The organism is Pseudomonas sp. SJZ103 (genome assembly GCF_007828335.1).
In the GTDB taxonomy this organism is placed as follows: Bacteria; Pseudomonadota; Gammaproteobacteria; order Pseudomonadales; family Pseudomonadaceae; genus Aquipseudomonas.
Genome location: NZ_VIUN01000002.1, coordinates 262,965 through 287,917, shown reverse-complemented (window position 1 = coordinate 287,917; position 24,953 = coordinate 262,965). Strand labels below are relative to the sequence as shown.

The following is a 24,953-nucleotide window of genomic DNA, read 5'->3' as shown; positions in this document are numbered from 1 at the left end:
GATGGCCGCTGTCATGACTCTGGCGCGTCAAGTGTCACGCGCCGAAACCGGCGACCGTATTTTCGTGGTCGGCGGCAAACTGCTCTGGCTGTTGCTGCTGGGCATCGCCGTATTGCTGCCACTGTTGGCGATCTTCTGGCGTGGCTTCAGCAGTGAAGCCGGGCAGGGCGGTGGCCTGGTCGCCGCACGGGCGTTGGTCACCAGCGCCAACTTCCACTGGCTGCTGGGCAATAGCCTGAAAGTCTCCCTCAGCGTAGCGGCCATTGTCGTACCGCTGGCCTACCTGTTTGCCTACGCTCTGCAACGCACGTTGATTCCCGGCAAGGCCATCTGGCGAGGCCTGTCGCTGCTGCCGCTGATGGCACCGTCGATGCTGCCGGGCATTGCGCTGGTCTATCTGTTCGGTAACCAGGGCCTGTTGCGCGGGCTGCTCTCGGACAACATCTACGGCTTCTGGGGCATTGTGCTCGGTGAAGTGATCTACACCTTCCCCCATGCCCTGATGATTTTGCTCTCGGCGCTGTCCCTGGCCGATGCGCGTCTGTTCGACGCGGCCTCGAGCATGGGCGCCAGCCCTGCGCGGGCGTTCCGCAGCATCACCTGGCCGGCCACGCGCCAGGCGGTGTTTGCCGCGTTCTGCCTGGTGTTCACCCTGACCATCACGGATTTCGGCGTGCCCGTGGTGGTCGGTGGGGATTATCAAGTGCTGGCGCTGGAAGCCTACAAGGCGGTGGTCGGCCAGCAACAGTTTGGTCGGGGTGCGTTGATCGGCATGGTGCTGCTGCTGCCGGCGCTGTTCAGCTTTGGCGTCGACGCCTGGTTGCGTCGGCGCCAAGGTGACGGCATGAGTGGCCGCGCCCAAGTCTTCCAGCCGGTGCCGTCGCGTTTACGGGATGGCTGCTACCTGCTCATCGTGTTGTTGATCTGTGCCGTGTTGCTGCTGGTGTTCGGCATGGCGGTGTACTCCTCGTTGGTGAAGTTCTGGCCGTACAACCTGTCGCTGTCGCTCAGCCACTACCAGTTCGAAGACACGGCCGGCGGCGGTTGGCTGGCCTATCGCAACAGCTTGACCCTGGCGTTGTGCACGGCGTTGATCGGCAGCGTATTGATCTTCACCGGCGCCTACCTGATGGAAAAGACCAAGGGCCAGAAGGGCCTGAACCTGGCGCTGCGCATGCTCAGCTTTGTGCCGATGGCCGTGCCGGGGTTGGTGCTGGGCCTGGGCTACGTGTTCTTTTTCAACCTGAGCGGCAACCCGCTGCATGTGTTCTACGGCACCATGACCCTGCTGGTGGTGTGCACCATTGCGCACTATCTGACCACCGCACAGATGACCGCCACCACCGCGCTGCGCCAGCTGGACGCCGAATTCGAAGCGGCCGCGCTGTCGCTCAAGGCGCCGCTGTATCGCCATTACTTGAAAGTCACCGTGCCGATCTGCCTGCCGGCGCTGCTGGACATCGTGCGCTACCTGTTTGTGTCGGCGATGACCACCGTGTCCGCCGCGATCTTCCTCTACAGCCCCGACACCATCCTCGCCGCCGTCGCCGTGCTGAACATGGACGACGCCGGCAACGTGGGCGGCGCGGCGGCCATGTCGACCCTGATCCTGTTCACCTCGGCCGGCGTTTCGCTGCTGCTGGCGTGGGCTTCACGTGGCGCGCTGCGCCGCTCCCAAGCCTGGCGCCAGACCGCGCCCGGCCAATAAACATCCCTGAAGGAGGTGCTCCATGTTCAAGCCCCTGGCGCTGGTCGCTGCCGTACTCACTGCATTCAGCCTGAATGCTTTCGCCAAGACCGAGTTGACCGTGTACACGGCCCTTGAAGCCGAGCAGTTGAAGACCTACAAAAAAGCCTTCGAGCAGGCCAACCCCGACGTCGAGATCAAATGGGTGCGCGACTCCACCGGCATCATTACCGCCAAGTTGCTGGCCGAAAAAGACCGCCCGCAAGCCGACGTCGTCTGGGGCCTGGCCGCGTCGAGCCTGGCGATCCTCGATCAGCAAGGCATGCTGGACAATTACGCCCCCAAGGACCTGGACAAGATCGGCAAGCATTACCGTGACGCCGCCAACCCACCGGCCTGGGTCGGCATGGATGTGTGGGCCGCGACCATTTGCTTCAATACGGTCGAAGCCGAGAAACAGGGCCTGACCAAGCCGGTGAGCTGGCAAGACCTGACCAAGCCCGAGTACAAGGGCAAGATCGTGATGCCCAACCCGGCATCGTCCGGCACCGGCTTCCTGGATGTGAGCGCCTGGCTGCAAACCTTCGGCGAGAAGCAGGGCTGGCAGTACATGGACGACTTGCACCAGAACATCGGCCAGTACGTACATTCTGGCTCCAAGCCCTGCAAGCTGGCGGCTTCCGGTGAGTTCGCGATTGGTATTTCCTTTGAGTATCCGGCCGTGCAGCTGAAGCGCCAGGGCGCACCGCTGGACATCATCCTGCCGAAGGAAGGCCTGGGCTGGGACATCGAAGCCACCGCCGTGATCAAGGGCACCGCCCATGCGGACGCCGCCAGAAAGCTCGCCGACTTTTCCGCCAGTACAGCGGCGATGGACCTGTACAAGGACAATTTCGCCGTGCTCGCCCAGCCGGGGATCGCCAAGCCGCAGACCGAATTGCCGGCCGACTACGAGCAGCGTTTGATCAAGAACGACTTTGCCTGGGCGTCGAAGAATCGCGACAGCATTTTGACCGAGTGGCGTAAGCGCTATGACGGCAAGTCGGAGAAGGTGGCGGGGCAGTAAGGTTTTCGTTAGGGCTACTGGCCTCATCGGGAGCAAGCCCCCTCCCACAGTTGACTGCATTCACAAATCGAAATGTGGGAGGGGGCTTGCCCCCGATAGCGGTCTTGAAAACAGGACGTCACTAAATGACACACCACAGCGACCTGCTGATCATCGGCGCCGGCATCCTCGGCCTGTCCCACGCCTACGCCGCCGCCAAACGCGGCCTCAAGGTCAAGGTGTTCGAGCGCAGCGCCACGCCCCTGGGCGCCTCGGTACGCAACTTCGGCCAGGCCCTGGTGACCGGGCAGCCGCCGGGGCCGATGCTCGACCTGGCGCGGGAAAGCCGCGATATCTGGGGCCACTGGGCACAAACCGCCGGCCTGCAGCTCAAGCGCAACGGCTCGTACCTGTTCGCCCGCACCGAAGCCGAAGAGCATCTGCTGGAAGCCTTCTGCGCCGGCCGCGCGCGTGAACACGGCTACAACGTCGACCTGTTGCAAGGCCCGGCGTTGAAAGATCTGTATGGCGGCCAGTTCCGCCATCACCGCGCCGCGCTGCATGGCAGGGACGACCAGCAACTGTACTCGCGTGAGGCGATACCGGCGCTGATCCACTACCTGAGCCAGCAACTGGGTGTGGAATTTTACTTCTCCACCCTGGTGCGTGACGTGGAGCCGGGCCAGGTGCACACCACGGCGGGCAGTTTTCGTGGCGAGCAGGTCATCGTCTGTTCCGGCCACGATTATCAAACTCTGTTGGCCGAGGCCATCGCGGGACTCAACCCACAGATCTGCCGCCTGCAAATGCTGCGCGTCCGGCCTGCGCTCAATCTCAACCTGCAACACGCGTTGCTCACCGGCCTCAGTTGCGTGCATTACGGCGCCTTTGCCGACCTGCCTGAAGCCGCGCCGGTACAGGCGCAGATCCTGCGCGATGCGCCCCACCTTCATGCACACGGGATTCACCTGCTGATCAGCCCGACGCCCCATGGCGAACTGATCATCGGCGACTCCCACGACTACGGCAGCGATGCCTCGCCGTTCAATGCCGAGCAGGTGGATGACTGGATGATCGAGTTGGCCGAGCAGACCTTGGGTTGCAAGATCCAGGTGATGGAACGCTGGCAGGGCGTCTACGGGGCCAGGGGCCCGGCGCCGTTTTCATTTGTGCAGGCCGCACCTGGCGTGAGCGCTGCCTTGATGCACACCGGCGTGGGCATGAGCGTGGGGCCGGCGATGGCCGAGCGCAATATCACAACCCTGTGGGGGCAAGCGTGATGACCCCGGAACAGGCGATTGCCGCAGTCTTCGCTTTGTACGAGCAGCACGGCACGGCGGATTACATCGGCGAGCCGGTGTCGCAGATCGAGCACATGTCCCAGGCCGCGCAGTTGGCCATGGCCGAGGGTTTCGATGATGAGGTGGTATTGGCGGCGTTCTTCCACGATATCGGCCATCTTTGTGGCCAGGATGGCGAGAACATGGGCGGTTACGGCGTGGTCAGCCATGAACGGTTGGGCGCCGACTATTTGCGTCGCGCAGGCTTCAGTGAGCGCCTGGCCAGGCTGGTGGAGTACCACGTCCAGGCCAAGCGCTACCTGACGTTCAGCCAGCCGGACTACTACGCACGCTTGAGCGAGGCCAGCCGCCGCACCCTGGGTTACCAGGGCGGTGTGATGACGGCCGAGGAGGCCCGCGCCTTTGAGCAAGACCCGCTGTGTCAGGTCAGCCTGCGCATGCGCCACTGGGACGAACAGGCCAAGCAAATGCACGTGCCGGTGCTCGACCTGCAAGTGCTCAAGGCCAAGGCCCGGCAGCTGCTGGCGGCTTAAGTCTCGTCGAGGCGCTGGGCGAGGGCTTCGACCTGTTCCTGGCGCTCGGCCTGGCTCAGTCTGGCGTGGGGGTTGAGGGACGACCACTGCGGGTGGGCGCGGGCCTTGTGCAACGCGTCCGGCAATTTGCCTTCGCGCCAGGTCTTGTCCTGGGGCGTATCGACCTTGATGCTGTGCATCGCCGCATGGCCGCGCAGGTTCAGGGCCTTGAGCAACTGACGCTGGCGTAGGGCGAGCAGGCGCAGCACGCTGTCGTCCACGGTCAGCTCGCGTTGGCCTTTGATCTTGCCCAGCAGGCGGCTGCCGTAGCTGCGGGCGGTCTGCAGCGCGCCACCGGCGATGGCGCCCGCCAGGGCTGCGGCGCCGAGGGTCAACCCGCCGACCAGCAGGTCCACCCCGGCTCCGGCCGCTGCGCCTGCAGCGATACCACCACCCACGCGCACGCCGAGTTGCTTGAGGGTTTCCGGGTTGAACAGGTCATCACCCCAGCGGCCGTCGAGCAACGGCAGGTCGCTGGCGGCGGCATCCTGGGGGCGGAAGCCGAACAGTTTGAGCAGGGCCTCCACGCATTTTTGCTCACGCTGACGCACCGCCTTGCGCAAATCGCTGATGGCTTGTTGCTCATCTTCAGTCACCACGCTGCGTCGGCACGCGGCGCAGTCGATCAGCAATTCGGCAATCAACCGCGCGGCGCTCTGTTGACGGGCCTGGCGTTGGGCATCCTGGTCGAGGATCAAGCGCTGCAACTGCGGCCGGGCGTTTTCCAGCAGCAGGGCGAGACTTTCATACAGGCGGCGCTCGCCGTCTTCCGGCGGCGCGACGCTGTCGAAACGCACCAGCGCATGCAGGCCGAGGCGCGCCAGGGCTTCACGCCAGTCCGGCTCGCGGTGGTCGCTGCTGCTGACGAAGTTGAGCACCGGCAGCAACGGTTTGCCGCAACTGGCCAGCACTTGCAGTTCATCACGGTACTTGGCCAGCACCGGTTCGCGAGCGTCGATCACATACAGGCCGGCGTCCGATGCCAGCAGTTGGCGCAGCACCTTGGCTTCCTGCTCGAAACGCTGGCGGGCTTCGCTGCCTTCCAGGAACCGCGCCAGGCGGGCCGGGCCGTCCAGGCGTTCGCCGGGGCGATCCAGGCGTTCCAGGTAATCGAGCAGAGCGATGGCGTCTTCCAGGCCGGGCGTGTCGTACAGCTCCAGCAAGGCTTCGCCGTCGACCGACAAGCGCGCGCCTTCGACATGCCGCGTGGTGCTAGGGCGATGGGAGACTTCACCGAAACCGACGTCACGGGTGAGGGTGCGCAGCAACGAGGTCTTGCCGACGTTGGTGTGGCCGACCACGGCGAGTTTCAGTGGTTTAGTCATGACCGGTCTCCAGCCAGTTCAACGGCGCGCAGTCGGCGAACGGCAGCTCCAGTTGTTGCAGCGCGCTGTGCCAGTCGCCCAGGCGCTCGGCATCCAGCGCCTGGCCTGGCGGGGCTTGCAGCAGCCATACACGGGTGGCGGCGGCGCTGCGTGCAAGTTCGGCGACCAGCGCCAGGCTGCCACGGTCGGGCGAGCGGCGCGGGTCGCAGGCGATGGCCAGGCGTGCGGGTGGGAAGCGACTGAGTTGCTCCAGGAGCTTGTTGCGCGATTCGCGGCTGTCGAGGATGCCGGCGTTCTTCACATTGGCCGGCAGCTTGGGCGGCCAGGGGTGCTGATCGTCCAGTTCGATGGCGACCAGTAAGGCACCGTCGCTGTCCAACTCACTGACGCCTCCGGTGACGTGGTGCAGTTGTTCCGGCGCGGCATCGTTGACACCAAGGCGCTCGCTGCTGGGCATCAGGCGTTCGCGCAGTGGGCTGTAGCCGGGCAGGTTGAGGTCCAGGCGCAAGGCGGCGCGCCCGCGTTTCCAGCGCCACAGGCACAGCAGGGCGAGGATCAACCTTGGCAGCAGCCCGTAGATCAGCAACACACCTACCAGCCAAGCGGCCCACGCCTGGCGGGCGCTTTCGATGTTGAGGGCGGAATCGCCGCTGGCGCGGATCATCTCGACGGTCGGCACATTGAAGCCCAGCAGGGCGGGCAGGGTGCCGAGGGCCTGGGTCACGGCGACGAAGGTGTCGGCCCCGAGGATAGTGGTTTCCCACACAAAGCCGTAACGGCGGGTGGCGAGCAGCGTCAGCAGAATCACCAGCGCGCTGAGCAGCGCCAGCAACCAGAGGCTGTTGACCAGCACACCGACCGCCCAGCGATTGAGTTTCTGCCGTTGCAGCAACAGCAGCAACGCCGGGGCCAACTGAGCGGCCTTGGCATCGCGCGCAAGTTTTTCACTCAACCACAACCACAGGCGCCCGAGGCTGGCGCTGTGCTCGCCGGCAAACAGCAGGCCCAACGCCCAGCTCAACAGCAGGATCAGGTTCAAGCCGAGCAGGCTGCCCAGGGCCCAGAACACATTCACCGGGGTCAAGCCGTTGCCCAGCGCAGCAAAGGCCAGGCCCGCGCCGCTGATGACGGCTACCACCGCCAGCAGCACCAGCGCCAGGCGTGCGCCTTGCAGCCAGCGCGTGAGGGCGGCGGTCAACCCATCGCGCTCGGCCAGGTGCAGGGCGCGCTGTTGAATGCGCGTCGGCAAGTCGCCGCCCGCCGTGCGGGCGAGGCGATTGGCTTCCTGGTCTTCCAGGGGGCCGGCGTGTTCTTCACGCAGGCGTACGGTTTCCGTCAGCCAGAGTTTTTGCAGGGGGTTCAGTGCTGTCACGCGCCATCCTGTTGTGTTCGTGAGCCTGGAGCATAACTGCTGACTCGCACCTCTGGTATTCTCGTCGCCATGAAAAAAACTCTCCCTTTAAGCCTGATCGCAGCCCTCGGTGAAAACCGCGTGATCGGCGTCGACAACAGCATGCCCTGGCATTTGCCGGGGGATTTCAAATATTTCAAGGCCACCACGCTCGGCAAGCCGATCATCATGGGGCGCAAGACCTGGGACTCCCTGGGTCGACCGCTGCCGGGGCGCTTGAACATTGTGGTCAGCCGTCAGACCGACCTGGCGCTGGAAGGTGCGGAAGTTTTTCCGTCACTCGATGCCGCCGTGGCGCGGGCTGAAGCCTGGGCGCTAGAGCAGGGCGCGGATGAGCTGATGCTGATCGGCGGCGCGCAGTTGTATGCGCAGGGGCTGGAACAGGCGGATCGCCTGTACCTGACGCGCGTGGCGCTGAGCCCGGAGGGGGATGCGTGGTTTCCGGCGTTTGATGCGAGCCAGTGGAAGTTGGTTTCCAATCTGCCGAACCCCGCCGAAGGTGATAAGCCGGCTTACAACTTCGAAGTCTGGGAAAAAGCCTAAAAGCATCGGGGGCAAGCCCCCTCCCACACTCGACCGCATTCTCATGTTGGAACTCGATCAACTGTGGGAGGGGGCTTGCCCCCGATGGCGGCCTATCAGGCCTGCGCTAACTCCGCATGCTCATCCGCATCCAACAACGCTTTATCCGTCTGCCCCATGATCTGGCTGGTAATTGCCCCCGCCGTCATCGAACCATTCACGTTCAGCGCCGTACGGCCCATGTCGATCAGTGGCTCCACGGAAATCAGCAGCGCCACCAGTGACACCGGCAAGCCCATGGCCGGTAGCACGATCAACGCGGCAAAGGTCGCGCCGCCGCCCACGCCCGCCACACCGGCCGAACTCAGGGTCACAATCGCTACCAGGGTCGCGATCCACAGCGGGTCCAGCGGGTTGATGCCCACGGTCGGCGCTACCATCACCGCCAACATGGCAGGGTAGAGACCCGCGCAACCGTTCTGGCCGATGGTCGCGCCAAATGAGGCGGCGAAGCCGGCGATGGATTGCGGGATGCCCAGGCGGCGGGTCTGCGCCTCAATGCTCAGCGGGATGGCCGCCGCGCTGGAGCGGCTGGTGAAGGCAAAGGTCAGCACCGGCCAGACTTTGCGGAAGAAGCGCAGCGGGTTGATCCCGGCCAGGGACAGCAACAGGCCGTGCACCACAAACATCAGGCCCAGGGCCAGGTACGACACCACGACAAAACTGCCGAGCTTGATGATGTCCTGCAGGTTGGAACCGGCGACCACCTTGGTCATCAGCGCCAGTACACCGTAAGGGGTCAGCTTCATCACCAGGCGCACCAGACGCATCACCCAGGCTTGCAGGGTGTCGATGGCGTTGAGCACCTTCTGGCCTTTTTCCACGTCATCCTTGAGCAGTTGCAGTGCGGCAACCCCGAGGAATGCCGCGAAAATCACCACGCTGATGATCGACGTCGGCTTGGCCCGGGCCAGGTCGGCGAACGGGTTGGCCGGCACGAACGAGAGCAGCAACTGCGGGATATTCAGGTCGGCAACCTTGCCGGCGTAATCGCTCTGGATCACTTGCAGGCGCGCCAGTTCCTGGGTGCCGGCCACCAGGCCTTCGGCGGTGAGGCCGAACAGGTTGGTCAGGCCGATACCGATCAGCGCTGCAATCGCGGTGGTGAACAGCAGTGTGCCGATGGTCAGGAAGCTGATCTTGCCCAGGGACGAGGCGTTATGCAGGCGCGCCACGGCGCTGAGGATCGAGGCGAATACCAGCGGTATCACGATCATTTGCAGCAGTTGCACGTAACCGTTGCCGACCAGGTCGAACCAGCCAATGGAGGCCTTGAGCACGGGGTTGCCGTCGCCGTAAATGGCGTGCAAGGCCGTACCGAACGCTACGCCGAGGACCAGGGCGAACAGAACCTTCTTGGCGAGGCTCCAATTTGTGCGACGGGTTTGTGCCAGGCCCAGCAACAGGGCCACGAACACCAGTAAGTTGAGAATCAGGGGCAGATTCATTGAAGCTCCGTTGAGAAAGCAGCCAATCGCGTGAGCCTGCGATTGCGAGCCGGAAATGCTAACAGCTTGAAATATATTGATTTAATACCGATATGGAATGGTGCCTGTCGTTTTCGGAATAAGGCGCTGACGCTCTGACGTATGCCCGTGACGGAATTGGGACGCACACCGTCGTGCTCGTGTTGGGAACTGTCACAGTGATTTGTTAGCGTCCATGTCTTTCACTCAGGGAGACAACGCCTATGAAGCTCGCGCCGAAATTACTAGCCGCCGCATTCTGCCTCGGACTCGCCAGCCAGGCGTTCGCCGCCACAGAGTTGAAACACTGGCCGGCACCCGCCGCCAAACAACTGAACGAGATGATCGCCGCCAACGCCAACAAGGGTAACTTCGCGGTGTTCGACATGGACAACACCAGCTACCGCTACGACCTCGAAGAGTCCCTGCTGCCCTACATGGAAAACAAGGGCCTGATCACCCGCGACAGCCTCGATCCGTCGCTCAAGCTTATGCCGTTCAAAGACACCGCCGACCATAAGGAAAGTCTGTTCAGCTACTACTATCGCCTCTGCGAAGTCGACGACATGGTCTGCTACCCGTGGGTTGCGCAGGTGTTTTCCGGCTTCACCCTCAAGGAACTCAAGGTCCAGGTGGATGAGTTGATGGCCTCCGGCAAACCGGTGCCGGTCAGCTATTTCGAAGGCGACGTGGTGAAGCAGTCCGAGGTACAGCCGCCGAAGGTCTTCACCGGCCAGGCCGAGCTGTACAACAAGCTGATGGAAAATGGCATCGAGGTGTACGTAATGACCGCCGCATCGGAAGAACTGGTGCGCATGGTCGCCGCCGATCCGAAGTACGGCTACAACGTCAAACCCGAGAATGTCATCGGCGTGACGACCTTGCTCAAGGACCGCAAGACCGGCGAACTGACCACCGCACGCAAACAGATCGCCGCCGGCAAATACGACGAAAAAGCCAACCTCGGCCTGGAGCTGACCCCCTACCTGTGGACCCCGGCGACCTGGATGGCCGGCAAGCACGCGGCAATCCTGACCTACATCGACGAATGGAAAAAACCGGTGATCGTCGGCGGCGATACGCCGACCAGTGACGGTTACATGCTGTTCCACGATGTGGACGTGGCCAAGGGCGGCATCCACCTGTGGATCAACCGCAAGGACAAATACATGGCCCAACTCAACGGCATGATGGCCAAGCATGCGGCGGCGCAAGCCAAGGAAGGGTTGCCGGTAACGGCGGACAAGAACTGGGTGATCGTCAAGCCTGACGAGATTCAGTAACCACGGCTCTACGCCGGTAAATGTGGGAGGGGGCTTGCTCCCGATAGCAGGGTGCCAGTCGTTGCATGTGTTGACTGACCCACCCATATCGGGAGCAAGCCCCCTCCCACATTGTGATCCTCAGTGTTTTGGAGAATTGCTCCAGGCAAAAAAATGCCCCGCACTTGGCGGGGCATTTTTATGGGGGCGAGGCTTACAGGCCGTCGAGCATCGCCTTGTTACGCACAGCGCCTTTGTCGGCGCTGGTGGCCAACAGGGCATAGGCTTTCAGTGCAGTAGTAACTTTGCGCGGACGCTTCTCCACCGGCTTCCAACCTTTCTTGTCCTGCTCGACCCGGCGCGCTGCCAGTTCTTCATCGCTGATCAACAGGTTGATCGAGCGGTTCGGAATGTCGATCAGGACTTTGTCGCCGTCCTGCACCAGGCCAATCGCACCGCCGGCAGCGGCTTCAGGTGAAGCGTGGCCGATGGACAGGCCAGAGGTGCCGCCGGAGAAACGGCCGTCGGTGAGCAGGGCGCAGGCTTTGCCCAGGCCTTTGGATTTCAAGTACGACGTCGGGTAGAGCATCTCTTGCATACCCGGGCCGCCTTTAGGGCCTTCGTAGCGGATGATCACGATGTCGCCTTCTTTCACTTCGTCGGCGAGGATGCCGCGTACCGAGCTGTCCTGGCTTTCGTAGATCTTGGCGCGGCCTTCGAAGACGTGGATGGATTCATCCACGCCGGCGGTTTTCACCACGCAGCCGTCGAGGGCAATGTTGCCGTACAGCACGGCCAGGCCGCCTTCTTTGGAGTAGGCGTGTTCGACACTGCGGATGCAGCCGTTTTCACGGTCGGCGTCGAGGGTGTCCCAACGGGTCGACTGGCTGAACGCAGTTTGCGTCGGGATACCGGCCGGGCCTGCCTTGAAGAAGGTGTGCACGGCTTCGTCGTCAGTCTGGGTGATGTCCCACTTGGCGATGCCTTCGGCCAGGGATTTGCTGTGCACGGTCGGCAGGTCGGTGTGCAGCAGGCCGCCACGGGCCAGGGAGCCGAGGATCGAGAAGATCCCGCCGGCGCGGTGCACGTCTTCCATGTGGTACTTCTGGATGTTCGGCGCGACCTTGCACAGTTGTGGCACATGGCGGGACAGACGGTCGATGTCGCGCAGGTCGAAATCGATCTCGGCTTCCTGGGCCGCGGCCAGCAAGTGCAGGATGGTGTTGGTGGACCCGCCCATGGCGATGTCCAGGGTCATGGCGTTTTCGAACGCCTTGAAGTTGGCGATATTGCGCGGCAACACCGACTCATCGTTCTCGCCGTAATAGCGCTTGCACAGCTCGACGATGGTGCGGCCGGCCTGCAGGAACAGCTGCTCGCGGTCGCTGTGGGTGGCCAGGGTCGAACCGTTGCCAGGCAACGCCAGGCCGAGGGCTTCCACCAGGCAGTTCATCGAGTTGGCGGTGAACATGCCGGAGCACGAACCGCAGGTCGGGCAGGCGCTGCGCTCGTATTCCGCAACCTTCTCGTCAGAAGCGCTGGAATCGGCGGCGATGACCATGGCGTCGACCAGGTCCAGGCCATGGGAGGCGAGCTTAGTCTTGCCGGCTTCCATCGGGCCGCCGGAGACGAAGATCACCGGGACGTTCAGGCGCAGGGCGGCCATCAGCATGCCGGGGGTGATCTTGTCGCAGTTGGAGATGCAGACGATGGCGTCGGCGCAGTGGGCGTTGACCATGTACTCCACGGAGTCAGCGATGATCTCGCGGCTCGGCAGGGAATACAGCATGCCGTCATGGCCCATGGCGATGCCGTCGTCCACGGCGATGGTGTTGAATTCTTTTGCCACGCCGCCGGCGCGTTCGATCTCGCGGGCGACCAGTTGGCCCAGGTCCTTGAGGTGCACGTGGCCCGGTACGAACTGGGTGAACGAGTTGGCAATGGCGATGATCGGCTTCTTGAAGTCGTCATCTTTCATCCCCGTGGCACGCCACAGTGCGCGGGCGCCGGCCATGTTGCGGCCGTGGGTGGATGTTTTCGAGCGGTAATCAGGCATTGGAGCACTCCGGGCGGCTAATCGGTATCAAAGGGGAGTGAGCTTCTATTGACGTCTGGAACACCCGAAAAATGGCACTGGTGTCCGGAAGTTGCCGCAAACGTGACGGGATCGCCGTGCGCATTGGCCTTGAGCTCATAAACCCGCCGGGGGATGACTGGCGATGAATAGGGCCGATTCTACACCGTCTTCCTGTAGGAGCGAGGGGGAAAGCGTTAGCGTCCGACCCGTAAATTCGTCAACCAGCCCCAAAGGCTGAACACAATGAAGCTCACCGCAATGGTCAGCAGCAGATGCGTTCCGGTTTGTGCCAAGGCCGCACTGCTGATGGCGGCCGTGAGGAACATGATGCTGTTCCCGGCCGATGCGGCAGTGCCCGCGCTGCTCGAGAACAACAGCATCGCCGCCGAAATCGCCGCCGGACGAACCAGCGTCACGGCCAGGGCGCTGATCAGCATCGGGATCAGCAGAGTCAAGGTGGTGATGGCTTCAAAAATAATGATCAGCGTCAACAGCACACCCGCGACGAGCAATAGTCCGAGGCCGATGTTGATTTGCCGGGACAGCGCCATGCGTTTTTGCAGGTACGAGGCAGCAACGCCGCCGAGCAGATAGGCCACGCCGTACACCGTCAGCACCCACGCATATTGGTATTCGGACAGCTTCAGCGCATCCATGAAAATCAGCGGCGTCACGCTGATCAAGGCGAAGTAGCAGGCAAACACCAAGGCGGCGATCCACCAGTAGCGCAGGAAGTCGCGATTGGCGGCGACCGCTCTGAGCGTGCCCAGGATCGAGACGGGCGCGTGGTGCGGGCTGGCAGCCTTGGAAGGCAGGATGCAAAACGCATGGATCAACATGCCCAATGCCATGAGCGCAAACCCATAGAAGCTTCCTTGCCAGTCGAAGGTGGTTTGCAGCCAGGAGCCGATCAGCGGCGACAGCGCGACAAACGAGCCGCTCAGGGTCATGTAATAGAGGCGCACCCGGGCTCGGTCCTGTTCGTCGAACAGGTCTTCCACCAGTGCATGGCCCAATACGAAGAAGCCGCAGCCCATGGCCTGTACAGAGCGAAACAGCAGGAAGGTCAGGTAGTCCGGGGCCATTGCGCAGCCTATCGCCCCGAGGATCGACAGCGTGATGCAGCCGAGCAGCACTTCCTTGCGCCCCCATTTATCCGACAGCGGGCCGGCGACCAGTTGGGAGATGGAAAAGACCAGGGTGAACAGGCTGATGGACAGCGCGATGTCTGCGCTGGGCGTGTCGAATCGGGCGGACAGGGCAGGGAACGACGGGAGCAGGATATTGATCGGGAAGAAGCTGATCAGTGAAATGCAGGTGATGAGGATGAAGCGGGAGAGGGTGGGCCCAGACATTGTTTTTGTTTTCCGGAGTAAAACCAGAAACCGATACTAGTCTGCGAAAAGTGGAATTCAATCAAAAGCGTTGAGAGAAACTTCCTGAATGGACGTGGCTTGCTTGGGTAGGAAAAGTTTTCACGGCAACCACAAAACAAATGTGGGAGGGGGCTTGCCCCCGATTGCGTAGTGTCAGCCCCCTATTAGCTGGCTGACACACGGCTATCGGGGGCAAGCCCCCTCCCACATTTTTATCTGTGCTTGGCTTTAGCTGTTTGGCAACAACCGGCACGTAATGCTCTTGATATAGCGCGTCTCGACAATCGCCGGGTGCACCGGATGATCCGGACCCTGGCCGCCACGCTCAAGCATCTGGATATTGCGGTCCAGATGGCGGGCGCTGGTCAGCAGGATGTTTTGCAGGTCATCTTCCGGCAGGTGCATGGAGCACGAGGCGCTGACCAGGATGCCGTCCTTGCTGAGCAGGCGCATGGCTTGCTCGTTCAGGCGGCGGTAGGCGCCTTCGCCGTTCTTCATGTCTTTTTTGCGTTTGATGAAGGCCGGTGGGTCGGCGACGATCACGTCGAAGCGTTCTTCGCTGGCTTTCAGTTCTTTGAGGGCTTCGAAGACGTCGCCTTCGATGCAGGTCATCTTCTCGGCAACGCCGTTCAGCGCGGCGTTGCGCTCCACGCCATCGAGGGCGAAGGCCGAGGCGTCGACGCAGAACACTTCACTGGCGCCGAAGGCCGCGGCTTGTACGCCCCAGCCGCCGATGTAGCTGTACAGGTCGAGCACGCGTTTGCCTTTGGCGTATGGGGCCAGGCGCGCGCGGTTCATGCGGTGGTCGTAGAACCAGCCGGTTTTCTGGCCCTGGATCACCGGGGCCTCGAATTTCACGCCGTTTTCTTCCAGCGCCACCCACTCCGGCACCAGGCCGAACACGGTTTCGACGTAGCGGTTGAGGCCTTCGGCGTCGCGCGCGGCGGAGTCGTTTTTGAACAGGATGCCGCTTGGCTTGAGCACTTGGGTCAGTGCGGCGATCACGTCTTCCTTATGGGCTTCCATGGTCGCCGAAGCGATCTGCACCACCAGGATGTCGCCGAAACGGTCGACTACCAGGCCCGGCAGCAGGTCGGAATCGCCGTAGACCAGGCGGTAGAACGGCTTGTCGAACAGGCGATCACGCAGGGACAGGGCGACGTTGATGCGGTGCACCAGCAGCGACTTGTCCAGCGGCAACTTGATGTCGCGCGACAGCAGGCGTGCGCAGATCAGGTTGTTCGGGCTCATGGCCACGATGCCGAGGGTCTTGCCGCCGGCCGCTTCCAGGATAGCCTGGTCGCCCGCCTGGAAGCCGTGGAGAGGGGTGGCGGCCACGTCGATTTCGTTGCTGTAGACCCACAGGTGGCCGTTGCGCAAACGACGATCGGCGTTGGCTTTGAGACGCAGGCTTGGCAGGGACATGACGTCGCTCCGGAAAAAAGAGCGGGAGTATACCGTGTTGCGCCCCTGTTGGCCGCGCCGCCGGACATGTGGGAGCTGGCACCCACATTTGGTCCGGTTCCAATCCGGTTTTTGAGGTGTCGGTGAGCTTCCCATCGGGGTTAGAATCCCCGTCTATCCCAGAGTATGTACTTATGTCCCAAGAGCTTTCCGCCGAACAGATCCAGCAGGCCCTCCAAGGCATCAGCGTGCCGCCCCAGCCGCAAATCATGGTGGATTTGCAGATGGAGCAGTACATGCCCGACCCGGACCTGGAAGTGATCGCGCGGTTGATCTCCCAGGACCCGGGCCTGTCCGGCGCGTTGCTGAAGATCGTCAATTCGTCCTATTACGGCCTGAGCAACAAGATCGCCTCGATCCAGCGCGCGGTGAACCTGCTGGGCAGCCGGTCGATCATCAACCTGATCAACGCCCTGTCGATCCGGGGCGAGATGAGCGACGACACCATCGTCACCCTCAACCGCTTCTGGGACACCGCCCAGGACGTGGCCATGACCTGTCTGACCCTGGCCAAGCGCACCGGCGCCCAGGCGGTGGACGAGGCTTATGCCCTGGGGCTGTTCCACGATTGCGGCGTGCCGCTGATGCTCAAGCGCTTCCCCAATTACATGACGGTGCTGGAGCAGGCCTACGCCAACGCCGGCCCCGACTGCCGCGTGGTCGACACCGAAAACAACGCGTTCAACACCAACCATGCGGTGGTCGGCTATTACACCGCCAAATCGTGGCGCCTGCCGGAGCATGTGACCGATGCCATCGCCAACCACCACAACGCCTTGGCGGTCTTCAGTGATGAGTCGTCGCGCAATCCGCAGCTGAAAAACCTGCTGGCGATCCTGAAGATGGCCGAGCACATCTGCTCGTCCTGCCGCGTGCTGGGCAACCAGTCGGTGGATCATGAGTGGAATGCCATCGGCCACCTGGTGCTGGACTACGTGGGCCTGTCGGACTACGACTTCGAAAGCCTGAAGTTGTCGATCCGCGAACTGGGCGCGCACTGATCCCCCCTTCACGAGGTACACATGCCCGAGTTACCAGAAGTCGAAACCACCCGGCGCGGCATTGCGCCGCATCTGGAAGGCCAGCGGGTCAGCCGCGTGGTGGTGCGTGAGCGGCGCCTGCGCTGGCCGATCCCGGAAGACCTCGATGTGCGCCTTTCCGGCCAGCGCATCGTGCTGGTGGAGCGGCGGGCGAAGTACCTGTTGATCAACGCCGAAGTGGGCACCTTGATCAGCCACCTGGGCATGTCGGGCAACCTGCGCCTGGTGGAGGTCGGCATGCCGGCGGCCAAGCATGAACATGTGGATATCGAGCTGGAGTCCGGCCTGGCCCTGCGCTACACCGACCCTCGGCGTTTCGGCGCGATGCTCTGGACCCAGGACCCGCACAACCATGAACTGCTGATCCGCCTGGGGCCGGAACCGCTGACGGACCTGTTTGATGGCGAGCGCTTGTTTCAGTTGTCTCGCGGCAAGTCCATGGCGGTGAAGCCGTTCATCATGGACAACGCGGTGGTGGTCGGTGTGGGCAATATCTATGCGACTGAGGCGTTGTTTGCTGCGGGGATTGATCCGCGTCGCGCCGCCGGCGGCATTTCACGCGGGCGTTATTTGAAGCTGGCGATCGAGATCAAGCGCATTCTGGCGGCGGCGATCGAGCGTGGCGGCACCACGTTGCGGGACTTTATCGGTGGTGACGGGCAGCCGGGGTATTTCCAGCAGGAATTGTTCGTCTACGGCCGGGGTGGCGAGGCGTGCAAGGTCTGCGGGACTGAGCTGCGCAATGTGGTGCTGGGGCAGCGGGCGAGTGTGTTTTGCCCCAGGTGCCAGAGCTGATTGCTGTGTGAATGCTGATATGGCCATCGGGGGCTTGCCCCCGATGAGGCCCTGATAGGCGCTGAAGAACCTCAGGCTTTACCGGTAATCTTCCGGTACTTCTCCATCAACTGCTCTTCCGACTCCGGATGAGCTTCATCCAGCGGAATGCAATCTACCGGGCACACCTGCTGGCACTGCGGCTCGTCGTAATGACCGACGCACTGGGTGCACAGGTTAGGGTCGATCACGTAGATCTCTTCGCCCTGGGAGATGGCGGCGTTCGGGCACTCGGGTTCGCAGACGTCGCAATTGATGCAATCGTCGGTGATGATCAGGGACATGGAAACTCCTGCCAGGGCTGTCAGCCAAGGCATCTGAAAACTAATGCGCGCAATTGTGCCGCATTGGCGCCCGCAGTGCGAGCTGTGGTGAGCGGGCTTGCCCCGCGTTGGGCAGCGAAGCGGCCCCAAAACCAGACGACCGGTTATTCACCTGAGGCGACGCGAGTCTTTATTAGGGCTGCTACGCAGCCCAACGCGGGGCAAGCCCGCTCACCACATTACTTCTTGAAGCGCAGCGTCAGCGCATCGGCCACGGCCGGGTGTACGAACTTGGTGATATCCCCGCCTAAGGCGGCAATTTCACGCACCAACGTCGAGGAAATGAACGAATAACGTTCCGACGGCGTGAGGAACAGGCTTTCCACGTCCGGCGCCAGTTGGCGGTTCATGTTGGCCAGCTGGAATTCGTATTCGAAGTCCGACACCGCGCGCAGGCCACGCAGGAACACATTGGCGTTCTGCTCTTTGGCGAAATGCGCGAGCAACGTGGAAAAGCCCACCACTTCCACGTTGGGCAAGTGCTTGGTGACCTCGCGCGCCAGCTCCACGCGCTGTTCCAGGGGAAACAGCGGGTTTTTCTTGGGGCTGGCCGCGACTGCGATGATCACATGGTCGAACAAACGAGAGGCGCGTTCGACCAGATCGCCATGGCCTTTGGTAATCGGGTCGAAGGTACCTGGGTACAACACTCGGTTCATCGCGTCGTCCTGGCGGAGTCCGTTGGGGAACCGGATGGTATCGCAGCCATCCCGGTCGGCCAAGTCAACTTATGCATAAGAAAGCCGTATAGACACCGTGAATAGCGTGTTTTTTCACGCTGTTTTCAGACGTTCGGCCAAGGCTGTCGCCAGTTGAGCGGTTAATCCGTATACCGATAATTGCGGGTTAGCCCCAATACTGGTGGGGAATAACGAACCGTCGTGGATCGACAGGTTGCGCAACTGGTGATGGCGACCAAGGCTGTCAGCCACCGCGTTTTTTGGATCTTCACCCATGGCACAGCCACCCATCACATGGGCGCTGCCCAGGGTTGTCCGGTGCAACTCCAGATTCAAACCGTCAATCACACTGCGCGCCTCGGCCAAGGTGTTCACGAACCGTGCGTCATGGTGCAGGGGCTTGACCGACTTGGCGCCCGCCGCGAACTGGATCTCGGCCATGCTGTGAAAGGCCCGGCGCAGGCCGTCCCAGGCATAGGGTGAGACCTGATAGTCGAGCACCGGCGTACCGTCACCGCGTAAGCCCACGGTGCCGCCCTGGCTGTCGGGGTGAAAGCCGTCACGCAATAGCGCGAGCATAGCGTGGGTGTGCGGCAATTGGCCCATGTCCAAGGCGTTCTGCGTGCCATAGCCGCCGAACAAGGTGCTGGCTAAGCCAGGATGCAGGGGCGGTGCTTCCAGCTTGTAGGACATTTTGCCGGTGGTGCCGTCCTGCCATTGGAAGTGATCGGAATAGATCGACTGCGGCGCGCCGTAGAACGGGTTGATCACTTCATCGAACAGCCCGGCAGAGAAGTTCACCAAGTGCAAAAAGGTCCGCTTGCCCAGCCGCGAATGCGGGTCGGGGGCATCCGAGCGCATCAGCAGCGCCGGACTATTGATGCCGCCGCCCGACAGTACGTAATGCTTGGCCTTCACGGTGATCTTGCGCCCGGTAGGCGCCACGCAACGCGCGTCCATCGCCACGCATTCCAGGCTGCTGATGGTGTCGCCGCTGTATTTGAGCTGCTCGGCGCGGGCCAGGTACAGCAGTTCGCCGCCTTTTTCCAGGGTGGATGGGATGGTGGTCACCAGCATCGACTGCTTGGCGTTGACCGGGCAGCCCATGCCGCAATAACCCAGGTTGAAGCAGCCACGTACGTTGCGCGGGATCACATGCCAGCTGTAGCCGAGCTTTTCGCAGCCTTTGCGGATCACGTCATTGTTGGCATTCGGGGGGATGGCCCACGGCGCGATGCCCAGGCGCTGCTCCATCTTTTCGAACCACGGTGCCATTTCCGCGCTGCTGTGGCCTTTTACCGCGTACTCGCTGGCCCAATGGCTAAGAGTGGCGTCCGGGGTGCGGAAGCTGGAGGTCCAGTTGATCAGCGTGGTACCGCCCACCGCGCGGCCCTGCAGGATGGTGATCGCGCCGTCCTTGCTCATGCGGCCGATGCCTTCCTGATACAGGCTGGCGTAGGCCTCGTCTTCCAGCAGCTTGAAGTCGCTGCTGGTCTTGAGCGGGCCTTCTTCGATCAGCAGCACTTTATAACCCGCGGCGCTGAGGATTTCGGCGGTGGTGCCGCCACCGGCGCCGCTGCCGATAATGGCCACGTCGGCTTCGAGGGTCAGGTCGCTGTCGAGGGCGGCGCCATTGTGGGTTTTCCAGCCGCGGGCCAGGCCGTCGCGGAACAGATCGGGTACGGGCATCAGGGTCGTCTCTTGTTTTTATTGTGAGGGATGCAAATCAGATCTTCGGCGGGCCGGGGTAACCGCAATGCGCCCAGGCGGCGGGCCGGAAGTACCAGGCCATGATCACCAGCTTGAGCAGCGAGCCCTGGCCCATGCGCAGCAGGTTCAGGTAGCTGTTTTCCCAGCGGTGCAGGAAGTTGCGGATCTGCTCCGCGCTGGCGTTTTCCCAGCTGCCCCAGATGCCGGTCAACGGGCCGCGCGTAATGCCCATGCCGAGCACATCGAACAGTTGCTGGGTGAGCTTGAACATCTCCGGCGACAGGTGCTGCAGGCTGTAGTCGAGTTTTTTCAGCGTGTCTTCAATCCCGGCGACCACGTCCTGGGCGCTGGCAACGCCTTCGAGCAGCACCGGCATCACCGCGCGCAGGAACGGCAAGTCACTGCTGCGCAACATGGCAAAGCCGCTGGCCGGGGTGCTGCTGGAGCAGCCGCTGAGGCTGGCGCCCAGCCCGGCCGTGGCCAGGAAGGCGCTGGCGCACAGGCCGATCTTCAAGACGCCGCGCCGCGACAGCGCGGGTGAATCCGTGAGGCTAGCGTTCATTGTTATTGTTATCCCGTGGGTGGCGGTGTCAGCGGACAAACAACTTTTGGATCAGTTTCTGGATCGATTTGCCGTAGGGCGGGTAGATCAATTTCGCCGCGTTCAGGCGCTGTTTCACCAGCACGCCCTTGGCTTTGCTGAACGTCAGGAACCCTTCATGGCCGTGGTAGTGGCCCATGCCTGACGGTCCGATGCCGCCAAAGGGCATGTCGTCCTGGGCCACGTGCAGGAGGGTGTCGTTCAGGCAGACGCCGCCGGAATGGGTCTCGTGGAGTACCCGATCCTGTTCGCGTTTGTTGTAGCCGAAGTAATACAGGGCCAGCGGGCGAGGGCGTTGGTTGATGTAGGCAAAGGCTTGGTCGATGCCGCGATAAGGCACGATCGGCAGCACCGGGCCGAAGATTTCGTCCTGCATCACCGTCATGTCGTCGCTGACATTCAGCAGCAGGCTATGGGCCATGCGCCGTGCCTGGCCTTGGTCGTACAGCGGGATCAGGGTGGCGCCCTTGTCTGTAGCGTCCTTGACGTAGGCATTGAGCCGGGCCAGTTGCCGCTCATTGATGATGGCGGTGTAGTCCGGGTTGTCGGCCAACGTCGGATAAAACCCGCGAACCGCCTTGCTGTAGGCCTCGACGAAACCCTCCACGCGGTCCTCCGGCACTAGCACGTAGTCCGGGGCCACGCAGGTTTGCCCGGCGTTCAAAGCTTTACCGAAGGCGATGCGTTCGGCGGCGTCCTTGAGCGGGACGTCGGCGGAGACGATGGCCGGCGACTTGCCGCCCAGTTCCAGGGTGACTGGCGTGAGGTGCTCGGCAGCGGCGCGCATCACGTGTTTGCCGATACTGGTAGCCCCGGTAAACAGCAGGTGATCGAAGCGCAGCTTGGAAAACGCCATGCCCACTTCGGCCTCGCCGAGCACCACGCACACCAGGTCCTCGGGGAAAATCCTGGCCAGCAAGGTCTTGAGCAGTTCGCCGGTAGCGGGCGTGGATTCGCTGAGCTTGAGCATCACCCGGTTTCCCGCTGCCAACGCACCCACCAGTGGACCGATGGCCAGGTACAGCGGGTAGTTCCATGGCACGATCACGCCGACCACGCCCAGGGGTTGGTAAATGACTTTGGCTGACGCGGGTTGGAAGGCCAGGCCTACAGCGCGGCGGGAAGGTTTCATCCAGCCCTTGAGGTGTTTGCTGGCGTAGTGAATGCCATGCAGGCTGGGCATCAATTCGGCGAACAGGGTTTCATCGGCGCTGCGGTGGCTGAAATCCTGGCTGATCGCATTGATCAGTGCCTGGCGCTCGTCACTGAGCACATCCCGCAAGGCCTTGAGCCACTGCTGGCGCTGTGCGGCTGGTGGCATCGGGTGGGCGGCGTAGGCGCGGCGTTGGGCGTCGAACAGGTCCTGGAGTTGATCCAGCGCCTGGGAATCTTGCAGGTAGGCAACGTTGGCAGACATGGCGCAGCACCGATTGTTATTGGTCTGCCTGGATTTTTAGAGTCATTACTCTAAATTGTCAAATAACATTGCAGCAACATGCAGATTTATCCTGGCAAGGATAGGCCGTAAGATGCCCTATCACGTGTACAGAAGCTGATTCCCCTATGGCACCACGAGTAAAGACCAGCGAACGCATTGTGCAAACCAGCCTGGAGCTTTTTAACCAGCAGGGTGAGCGCAGTATCAGCACCAACCATATCGCCGCCCATATGGAAATTTCGCCGGGCAACCTGTACTACCACTTCCCCAACAAGCAGGCGATCATCGCCGTGCTGTTCCGCGAATATGAAGCGTTGGTGGACACTTTCCTGCGTCCGCCCCAGGGGCGAGCCATGTTGGTGGAAGACAAGCGCTTCTACCTCCAGGCCTTACTGGCCGGCATGTGGCGCTACCGTTTTCTGCACCGCGACCTTGAGCACCTGCTGGAAAGCGACCCGGAACTGGCCACCGGCTATCGGCGTTTTTCCCAGCGTTGCCTGATCCAGGGCGGCGCCATCTACCAGGGGTTTGTCGATGCGGGCATCCTGAATATGGACCCGGTGCAAACCGAAGCCCTGACCCTCAATGCCTGGATCATCCTCACTTCCTGGGTGCGTTTCTTGTGCACCACCAATGAAAACTCCGCCCACCTGAGTGCCGAAGCCATCAAACGCGGGGTGTACCAGGTGCTGGTGCTGGAGGCGGGTTTCGTTACGCCCCAGGCGAAAGAGGCGGTGGATGCATTGTTCAAAGAGTTTTACGTGCCGTTGAACCAGGCACTGGAAGACGTGAAGTAGGACCTTTCCCGAATCTGTTCACAGGAGTCCATCATGCCGCTTGCCCAACTGATCAGCCCCCAGCAATTGGCCGAGCGCCAGAAGACCGGGCTGGTGATCCTGGATTGCCGTTTTGCCCTGGAAGACCCGGATTACGGGCGTTGCAGCTACGCCGAAGGGCATATCGAAGGTGCGCAGTACGCTGACTTGGAGCGCCACCTTAGTGGGCCGGTAATCAAAGGTGTGACCGGTCGTCACCCGTTGCCGGCAGCGAATACCTTCGCTGAGCAACTGCGGGCGTGGGGTGTGAGTGCCGATACCGACGTGGTGCTTTACGACGACGGTCCTGGTGCCTATGCCGCCCGCGCCTGGTGGTTGCTGGCCTGGCTGGGCAAGCGCGACGGCGTATTTATCCTGGATGGGGGGCTCAAGGCCTGGCATGCGGCGGGTTTCCCGCTGAGCCTGGATGCGCCGGTCGTCGAGCGCGGGACGTTTGCCGGTACACCGCACAATCGCCTGCTGCTGGATGCCGAACACCTGCAAAAACGCCTGGGCCAACCCGGCCTGACCCTGATCGATGCCCGCGCCCAACTGCGCTTTCGCGGCGAGGTGGAGCCTATCGACCCGATTGCCGGGCACATTCCCGGTGCGCAATGTGCGGCGTTCAACGAAAACCTGGGCAGTGACGGGCGTTTCCTCCCGGCCGAGCAACTCAAGCAACGCTTCGCCGCGCAGTTGCAGGGCCGCTCGCCGGAAGAACTGGTGGCGTATTGCGGCTCGGGCGTGACGGCCTGCCACAACCTGTTCGCCCTGAGCCTGGCGGGTTACCCGTTGGGCAAGTTGTATGCGGGGTCGTGGAGCGAGTGGATTACCGATCCTGCGCGGGCAATTGCTACGGGTGACTGAGCTCCCGGTGGGGTAAACCCTCCCACATGTTCAACCTTGTTGTGCCAGTAACCATTGGGGGATGCGCCGCTCCAGGTAGTAGCTGGGGCGTTTCAGTGAGCCATCGACGAAGCCCACGTGCCCACCTTTGGCCGTCAGTTCAAACTCGGTGCAGGCCGACAGCTCGCTGGTCTCGGGCAAGCTGTGGGCGAATACGAACGGGTCATCGGCAGCGTGGATAATCAGCGTCGGCGTGCGTATAGCACCCAGGTAGTAGCGGCTCGACGCGCGGCGGTAGTAGTCCTCGGCACTCAAGAACCCGTGCAGCGGCGCGGTGACCCGGCCATCGAAGTCCCAGAAGGTGCGCATCTTCTCCAGCGAGCCAAGTGCTTCCAGGGCTTTCAGTCCATCCGCGCGGCCATCCTGTAAAAAACGGCTTTGTTTGACGCGGATATACGCGAGCATTTCACGCATGAAGTGCTTTTGGTAAACCCGCGAGAAACCTATCCCGATGCGGTCCGCACACTGGTCCAGGCGAAACGGCACCGACACCGCCGCCGCGCCTTGCAGGCCGGATGCCTCGCCGGTTTCCCCCAGGTGCTTAAGCAGCACATTGCCCCCCAGCGAATAACCCACCGCATACAGCGGCGCCAGCGGCCGCTTGGCGCGTAGATGCGCAATGGCGGCGGCCAGGTCTTCGCTGGCGCCCGAGTGATAGCTGCGCGCCAACAGGTTGGGCTCGCCCGAACAGCCACGCCAGTTCAAAGCCGCACTGGCCCAGCCTTGGGCGGCGAGGACTTTTTGCAGGCCGGCCACATAGGGGGAATTGGATGAGCCGGTCAGCCCATGCAGCACCAGCACCAACGGCGCCTGCGCGTCATGGGGGCCATGCCAGTCGAGGTCGAGAAAGTCGCCGTCTTCCAGCCACAGGCGTTCGCGTTGGCGTTCGATATGGGTGGTAGGGCGCCACAACGGCCCCCACAGTGTTTGCAGGTGAGGGTTGCCGAGGCCGAAGGCGGGGGTGAAGAGGTCGGAGGACGGTGTCATGAAACTCTCAGTCTGTGGCAAGCCCGCTCACCACAATTGAAGCCAGTCTGA

At 62.4% G+C, this 24,953-nt stretch carries 22 protein-coding genes; 10 read left to right on the top strand and 12 right to left on the bottom strand.

The window, feature by feature from the left end; genetic code table 11:
* The first annotated feature begins 1 nt into the window (after position 1).
* The 4 genes from FBY10_RS06565 (at position 2) to FBY10_RS06550 (ending at position 4,566) form a co-directional block, all read left to right on the top strand.
* Positions 2-1,708: a putative 2-aminoethylphosphonate ABC transporter permease subunit gene (locus FBY10_RS06565; RefSeq protein WP_145336921.1), complete on the top strand. Its 1,707-nt coding sequence runs from the start codon at positions 2-4 to the stop codon at positions 1,706-1,708.
* A gap of 22 nt (positions 1,709-1,730) precedes the next feature.
* Positions 1,731-2,753: a putative 2-aminoethylphosphonate ABC transporter substrate-binding protein gene (locus tag FBY10_RS06560; RefSeq protein WP_145336920.1), complete on the top strand. Its 1,023-nt coding sequence runs from the start codon at positions 1,731-1,733 to the stop codon at positions 2,751-2,753.
* A gap of 125 nt (positions 2,754-2,878) precedes the next feature.
* Entirely contained in the window at positions 2,879-4,012 is a 1,134-nt protein-coding gene (locus tag FBY10_RS06555; protein WP_145336919.1) for a TIGR03364 family FAD-dependent oxidoreductase, read from the top strand.
* On the top strand, positions 4,012-4,566 hold the full coding sequence (locus FBY10_RS06550) for a phosphonate degradation HD-domain oxygenase (protein ID WP_145336951.1): 555 nt from the start codon (positions 4,012-4,014) through the stop codon (positions 4,564-4,566). Before FBY10_RS06555 ends, FBY10_RS06550 begins: the two co-directional genes overlap by 1 nt.
* Here FBY10_RS06550 and FBY10_RS06545 read toward each other — a convergent pair.
* On the bottom strand, positions 4,563-5,930 hold the full coding sequence (locus FBY10_RS06545) for a DUF3482 domain-containing protein (protein WP_145336918.1): 1,368 nt from the start codon (positions 5,928-5,930) through the stop codon (positions 4,563-4,565). The two genes, FBY10_RS06550 and FBY10_RS06545, sit on opposite strands and share 4 nt — an antisense overlap.
* The gene (locus tag FBY10_RS06540; RefSeq protein WP_145336917.1) at positions 5,923-7,302 is read right to left on the bottom strand and encodes a DUF2868 domain-containing protein; all 1,380 of its coding nucleotides are present in this window, start codon (positions 7,300-7,302) and stop codon (positions 5,923-5,925) included. Before FBY10_RS06540 ends, FBY10_RS06545 begins: the two co-directional genes overlap by 8 nt.
* 69 nt (positions 7,303-7,371) lie before the next feature.
* Between FBY10_RS06540 and FBY10_RS06535 the strand changes: the two genes are divergently transcribed.
* Positions 7,372-7,884, top strand: a complete 513-nt coding sequence (locus FBY10_RS06535; RefSeq protein ID WP_027606124.1) for a dihydrofolate reductase — start codon at positions 7,372-7,374, stop codon at positions 7,882-7,884.
* A 95-nt stretch (positions 7,885-7,979) separates the two neighbouring features.
* Here the strand turns inward: FBY10_RS06535 and FBY10_RS06530 are convergent, their stop codons facing one another.
* Positions 7,980-9,371: an L-cystine transporter gene (locus FBY10_RS06530; RefSeq protein WP_131697529.1), complete on the bottom strand. Its 1,392-nt coding sequence runs from the start codon at positions 9,369-9,371 to the stop codon at positions 7,980-7,982.
* A gap of 242 nt (positions 9,372-9,613) precedes the next feature.
* On the opposite strand from FBY10_RS06530, the gene FBY10_RS06525 reads away from it, so the two are divergent.
* Positions 9,614-10,672 carry a haloacid dehalogenase-like hydrolase gene (locus FBY10_RS06525; RefSeq protein ID WP_131697528.1) on the top strand — a complete coding sequence of 353 codons (1,059 nt, stop codon included), beginning with the start codon at positions 9,614-9,616 and terminating at the stop codon, positions 10,670-10,672.
* 193 nt (positions 10,673-10,865) lie between these two features.
* On the opposite strand, the gene ilvD is transcribed toward FBY10_RS06525, so the two are convergent.
* The 3 genes from ilvD to FBY10_RS06510 all read right to left on the bottom strand — a co-directional run bounded on the left by ilvD (position 10,866) and on the right by FBY10_RS06510 (position 15,529).
* Positions 10,866-12,707 carry a dihydroxy-acid dehydratase gene (gene ilvD, locus FBY10_RS06520; RefSeq protein ID WP_057003962.1) on the bottom strand — a complete coding sequence of 614 codons (1,842 nt, stop codon included), beginning with the start codon at positions 12,705-12,707 and terminating at the stop codon, positions 10,866-10,868.
* 215 nt (positions 12,708-12,922) lie between these two features.
* Positions 12,923-14,083, bottom strand: coding sequence for an MFS transporter (locus FBY10_RS06515; RefSeq protein ID WP_145336916.1), 1,161 nt, complete (start codon positions 14,081-14,083; stop codon positions 12,923-12,925).
* 249 nt (positions 14,084-14,332) lie between these two features.
* Positions 14,333-15,529, bottom strand: coding sequence for a class I SAM-dependent rRNA methyltransferase (locus FBY10_RS06510; protein ID WP_053127951.1), 1,197 nt, complete (start codon positions 15,527-15,529; stop codon positions 14,333-14,335).
* A gap of 227 nt (positions 15,530-15,756) precedes the next feature.
* On the opposite strand from FBY10_RS06510, the gene FBY10_RS06505 reads away from it, so the two are divergent.
* Positions 15,757-16,569 (top strand): HDOD domain-containing protein, encoded by an 813-nt coding sequence (locus FBY10_RS06505; RefSeq protein WP_172681436.1) that lies wholly within the window; start codon positions 15,757-15,759, stop codon positions 16,567-16,569.
* Between the two features lie 21 nt (positions 16,570-16,590).
* Entirely contained in the window at positions 16,591-17,403 is an 813-nt protein-coding gene (mutM, locus tag FBY10_RS06500) for a bifunctional DNA-formamidopyrimidine glycosylase/DNA-(apurinic or apyrimidinic site) lyase (protein ID WP_145336915.1), read from the top strand.
* Positions 17,404-17,474: 71 nt separating this feature from the next.
* Here mutM and FBY10_RS06495 read toward each other — a convergent pair whose 3' ends face one another.
* The 5 genes from FBY10_RS06495 to FBY10_RS06475 form a co-directional block, all read right to left on the bottom strand.
* Positions 17,475-17,726: a YfhL family 4Fe-4S dicluster ferredoxin gene (locus FBY10_RS06495; RefSeq protein ID WP_008364838.1), complete on the bottom strand. Its 252-nt coding sequence runs from the start codon at positions 17,724-17,726 to the stop codon at positions 17,475-17,477.
* A gap of 218 nt (positions 17,727-17,944) precedes the next feature.
* Positions 17,945-18,424 carry a pantetheine-phosphate adenylyltransferase gene (gene coaD, locus FBY10_RS06490; RefSeq protein ID WP_003176711.1) on the bottom strand — a complete coding sequence of 160 codons (480 nt, stop codon included), beginning with the start codon at positions 18,422-18,424 and terminating at the stop codon, positions 17,945-17,947.
* A 114-nt stretch (positions 18,425-18,538) separates the two neighbouring features.
* Complete coding sequence (locus tag FBY10_RS06485; RefSeq protein ID WP_145336914.1) at positions 18,539-20,134, bottom strand: GMC family oxidoreductase; 1,596 nt, start codon at positions 20,132-20,134, stop codon at positions 18,539-18,541.
* 37 nt (positions 20,135-20,171) lie between these two features.
* A complete protein-coding gene (locus FBY10_RS06480) occupies positions 20,172-20,717 on the bottom strand; it encodes a twin-arginine translocation pathway signal protein (protein WP_145336913.1) in 546 nt (181 codons plus the stop codon).
* A gap of 28 nt (positions 20,718-20,745) precedes the next feature.
* Positions 20,746-22,173: a coniferyl aldehyde dehydrogenase gene (locus FBY10_RS06475; protein ID WP_145336912.1), complete on the bottom strand. Its 1,428-nt coding sequence runs from the start codon at positions 22,171-22,173 to the stop codon at positions 20,746-20,748.
* Positions 22,174-22,319: 146 nt separating this feature from the next.
* Here FBY10_RS06475 and FBY10_RS06470 point away from each other — a divergent pair, with 146 nt between their 5' ends.
* Positions 22,320-22,991: a TetR/AcrR family transcriptional regulator gene (locus tag FBY10_RS06470; protein WP_145336911.1), complete on the top strand. Its 672-nt coding sequence runs from the start codon at positions 22,320-22,322 to the stop codon at positions 22,989-22,991.
* 33 nt (positions 22,992-23,024) lie between these two features.
* Positions 23,025-23,876 carry a sulfurtransferase gene (locus FBY10_RS06465; protein WP_145336910.1) on the top strand — a complete coding sequence of 284 codons (852 nt, stop codon included), beginning with the start codon at positions 23,025-23,027 and terminating at the stop codon, positions 23,874-23,876.
* Positions 23,877-23,906: 30 nt separating this feature from the next.
* On the opposite strand, the gene FBY10_RS06460 is transcribed toward FBY10_RS06465, so the two are convergent.
* Positions 23,907-24,902 carry a hydrolase gene (locus FBY10_RS06460; RefSeq protein ID WP_145336909.1) on the bottom strand — a complete coding sequence of 332 codons (996 nt, stop codon included), beginning with the start codon at positions 24,900-24,902 and terminating at the stop codon, positions 23,907-23,909.
* Between the last annotated feature and the right edge of the window lie 51 nt (positions 24,903-24,953).

What these genes read in the sequence shown, in the direction of transcription:
- FBY10_RS06565 (WP_145336921.1), top strand. Translation starts at nt 2, where the DNA reads ATGGCCGCTGTCATGACTCTGGCGCGTCAAGTGTCACGCGCCGAAACC.
- FBY10_RS06560 (WP_145336920.1), top strand. Translation starts at nt 1,731, where the DNA reads ATGTTCAAGCCCCTGGCGCTGGTCGCTGCCGTACTCACTGCATTCAGC.
- FBY10_RS06555 (WP_145336919.1), top strand. Translation starts at nt 2,879, where the DNA reads ATGACACACCACAGCGACCTGCTGATCATCGGCGCCGGCATCCTCGGC.
- FBY10_RS06550 (WP_145336951.1), top strand. Translation starts at nt 4,012, where the DNA reads ATGACCCCGGAACAGGCGATTGCCGCAGTCTTCGCTTTGTACGAGCAG.
- FBY10_RS06545 (WP_145336918.1), bottom strand. Translation starts at nt 5,930, where the DNA reads ATGACTAAACCACTGAAACTCGCCGTGGTCGGCCACACCAACGTCGGC.
- FBY10_RS06535 (WP_027606124.1), top strand. Translation starts at nt 7,372, where the DNA reads ATGAAAAAAACTCTCCCTTTAAGCCTGATCGCAGCCCTCGGTGAAAAC.
- FBY10_RS06530 (WP_131697529.1), bottom strand. Translation starts at nt 9,371, where the DNA reads ATGAATCTGCCCCTGATTCTCAACTTACTGGTGTTCGTGGCCCTGTTG.
- FBY10_RS06525 (WP_131697528.1), top strand. Translation starts at nt 9,614, where the DNA reads ATGAAGCTCGCGCCGAAATTACTAGCCGCCGCATTCTGCCTCGGACTC.
- ilvD (WP_057003962.1), bottom strand. Translation starts at nt 12,707, where the DNA reads ATGCCTGATTACCGCTCGAAAACATCCACCCACGGCCGCAACATGGCC.
- FBY10_RS06515 (WP_145336916.1), bottom strand. Translation starts at nt 14,083, where the DNA reads ATGTCTGGGCCCACCCTCTCCCGCTTCATCCTCATCACCTGCATTTCA.
- FBY10_RS06510 (WP_053127951.1), bottom strand. Translation starts at nt 15,529, where the DNA reads ATGTCCCTGCCAAGCCTGCGTCTCAAAGCCAACGCCGATCGTCGTTTG.
- mutM (WP_145336915.1), top strand. Translation starts at nt 16,591, where the DNA reads ATGCCCGAGTTACCAGAAGTCGAAACCACCCGGCGCGGCATTGCGCCG.
- FBY10_RS06495 (WP_008364838.1), bottom strand. Translation starts at nt 17,726, where the DNA reads ATGTCCCTGATCATCACCGACGATTGCATCAATTGCGACGTCTGCGAA.
- coaD (WP_003176711.1), bottom strand. Translation starts at nt 18,424, where the DNA reads ATGAACCGAGTGTTGTACCCAGGTACCTTCGACCCGATTACCAAAGGC.
- FBY10_RS06485 (WP_145336914.1), bottom strand. Translation starts at nt 20,134, where the DNA reads ATGCCCGTACCCGATCTGTTCCGCGACGGCCTGGCCCGCGGCTGGAAA.
- FBY10_RS06480 (WP_145336913.1), bottom strand. Translation starts at nt 20,717, where the DNA reads ATGAACGCTAGCCTCACGGATTCACCCGCGCTGTCGCGGCGCGGCGTC.
- FBY10_RS06475 (WP_145336912.1), bottom strand. Translation starts at nt 22,173, where the DNA reads ATGTCTGCCAACGTTGCCTACCTGCAAGATTCCCAGGCGCTGGATCAA.
- FBY10_RS06470 (WP_145336911.1), top strand. Translation starts at nt 22,320, where the DNA reads ATGGCACCACGAGTAAAGACCAGCGAACGCATTGTGCAAACCAGCCTG.
- FBY10_RS06465 (WP_145336910.1), top strand. Translation starts at nt 23,025, where the DNA reads ATGCCGCTTGCCCAACTGATCAGCCCCCAGCAATTGGCCGAGCGCCAG.
- FBY10_RS06460 (WP_145336909.1), bottom strand. Translation starts at nt 24,902, where the DNA reads ATGACACCGTCCTCCGACCTCTTCACCCCCGCCTTCGGCCTCGGCAAC.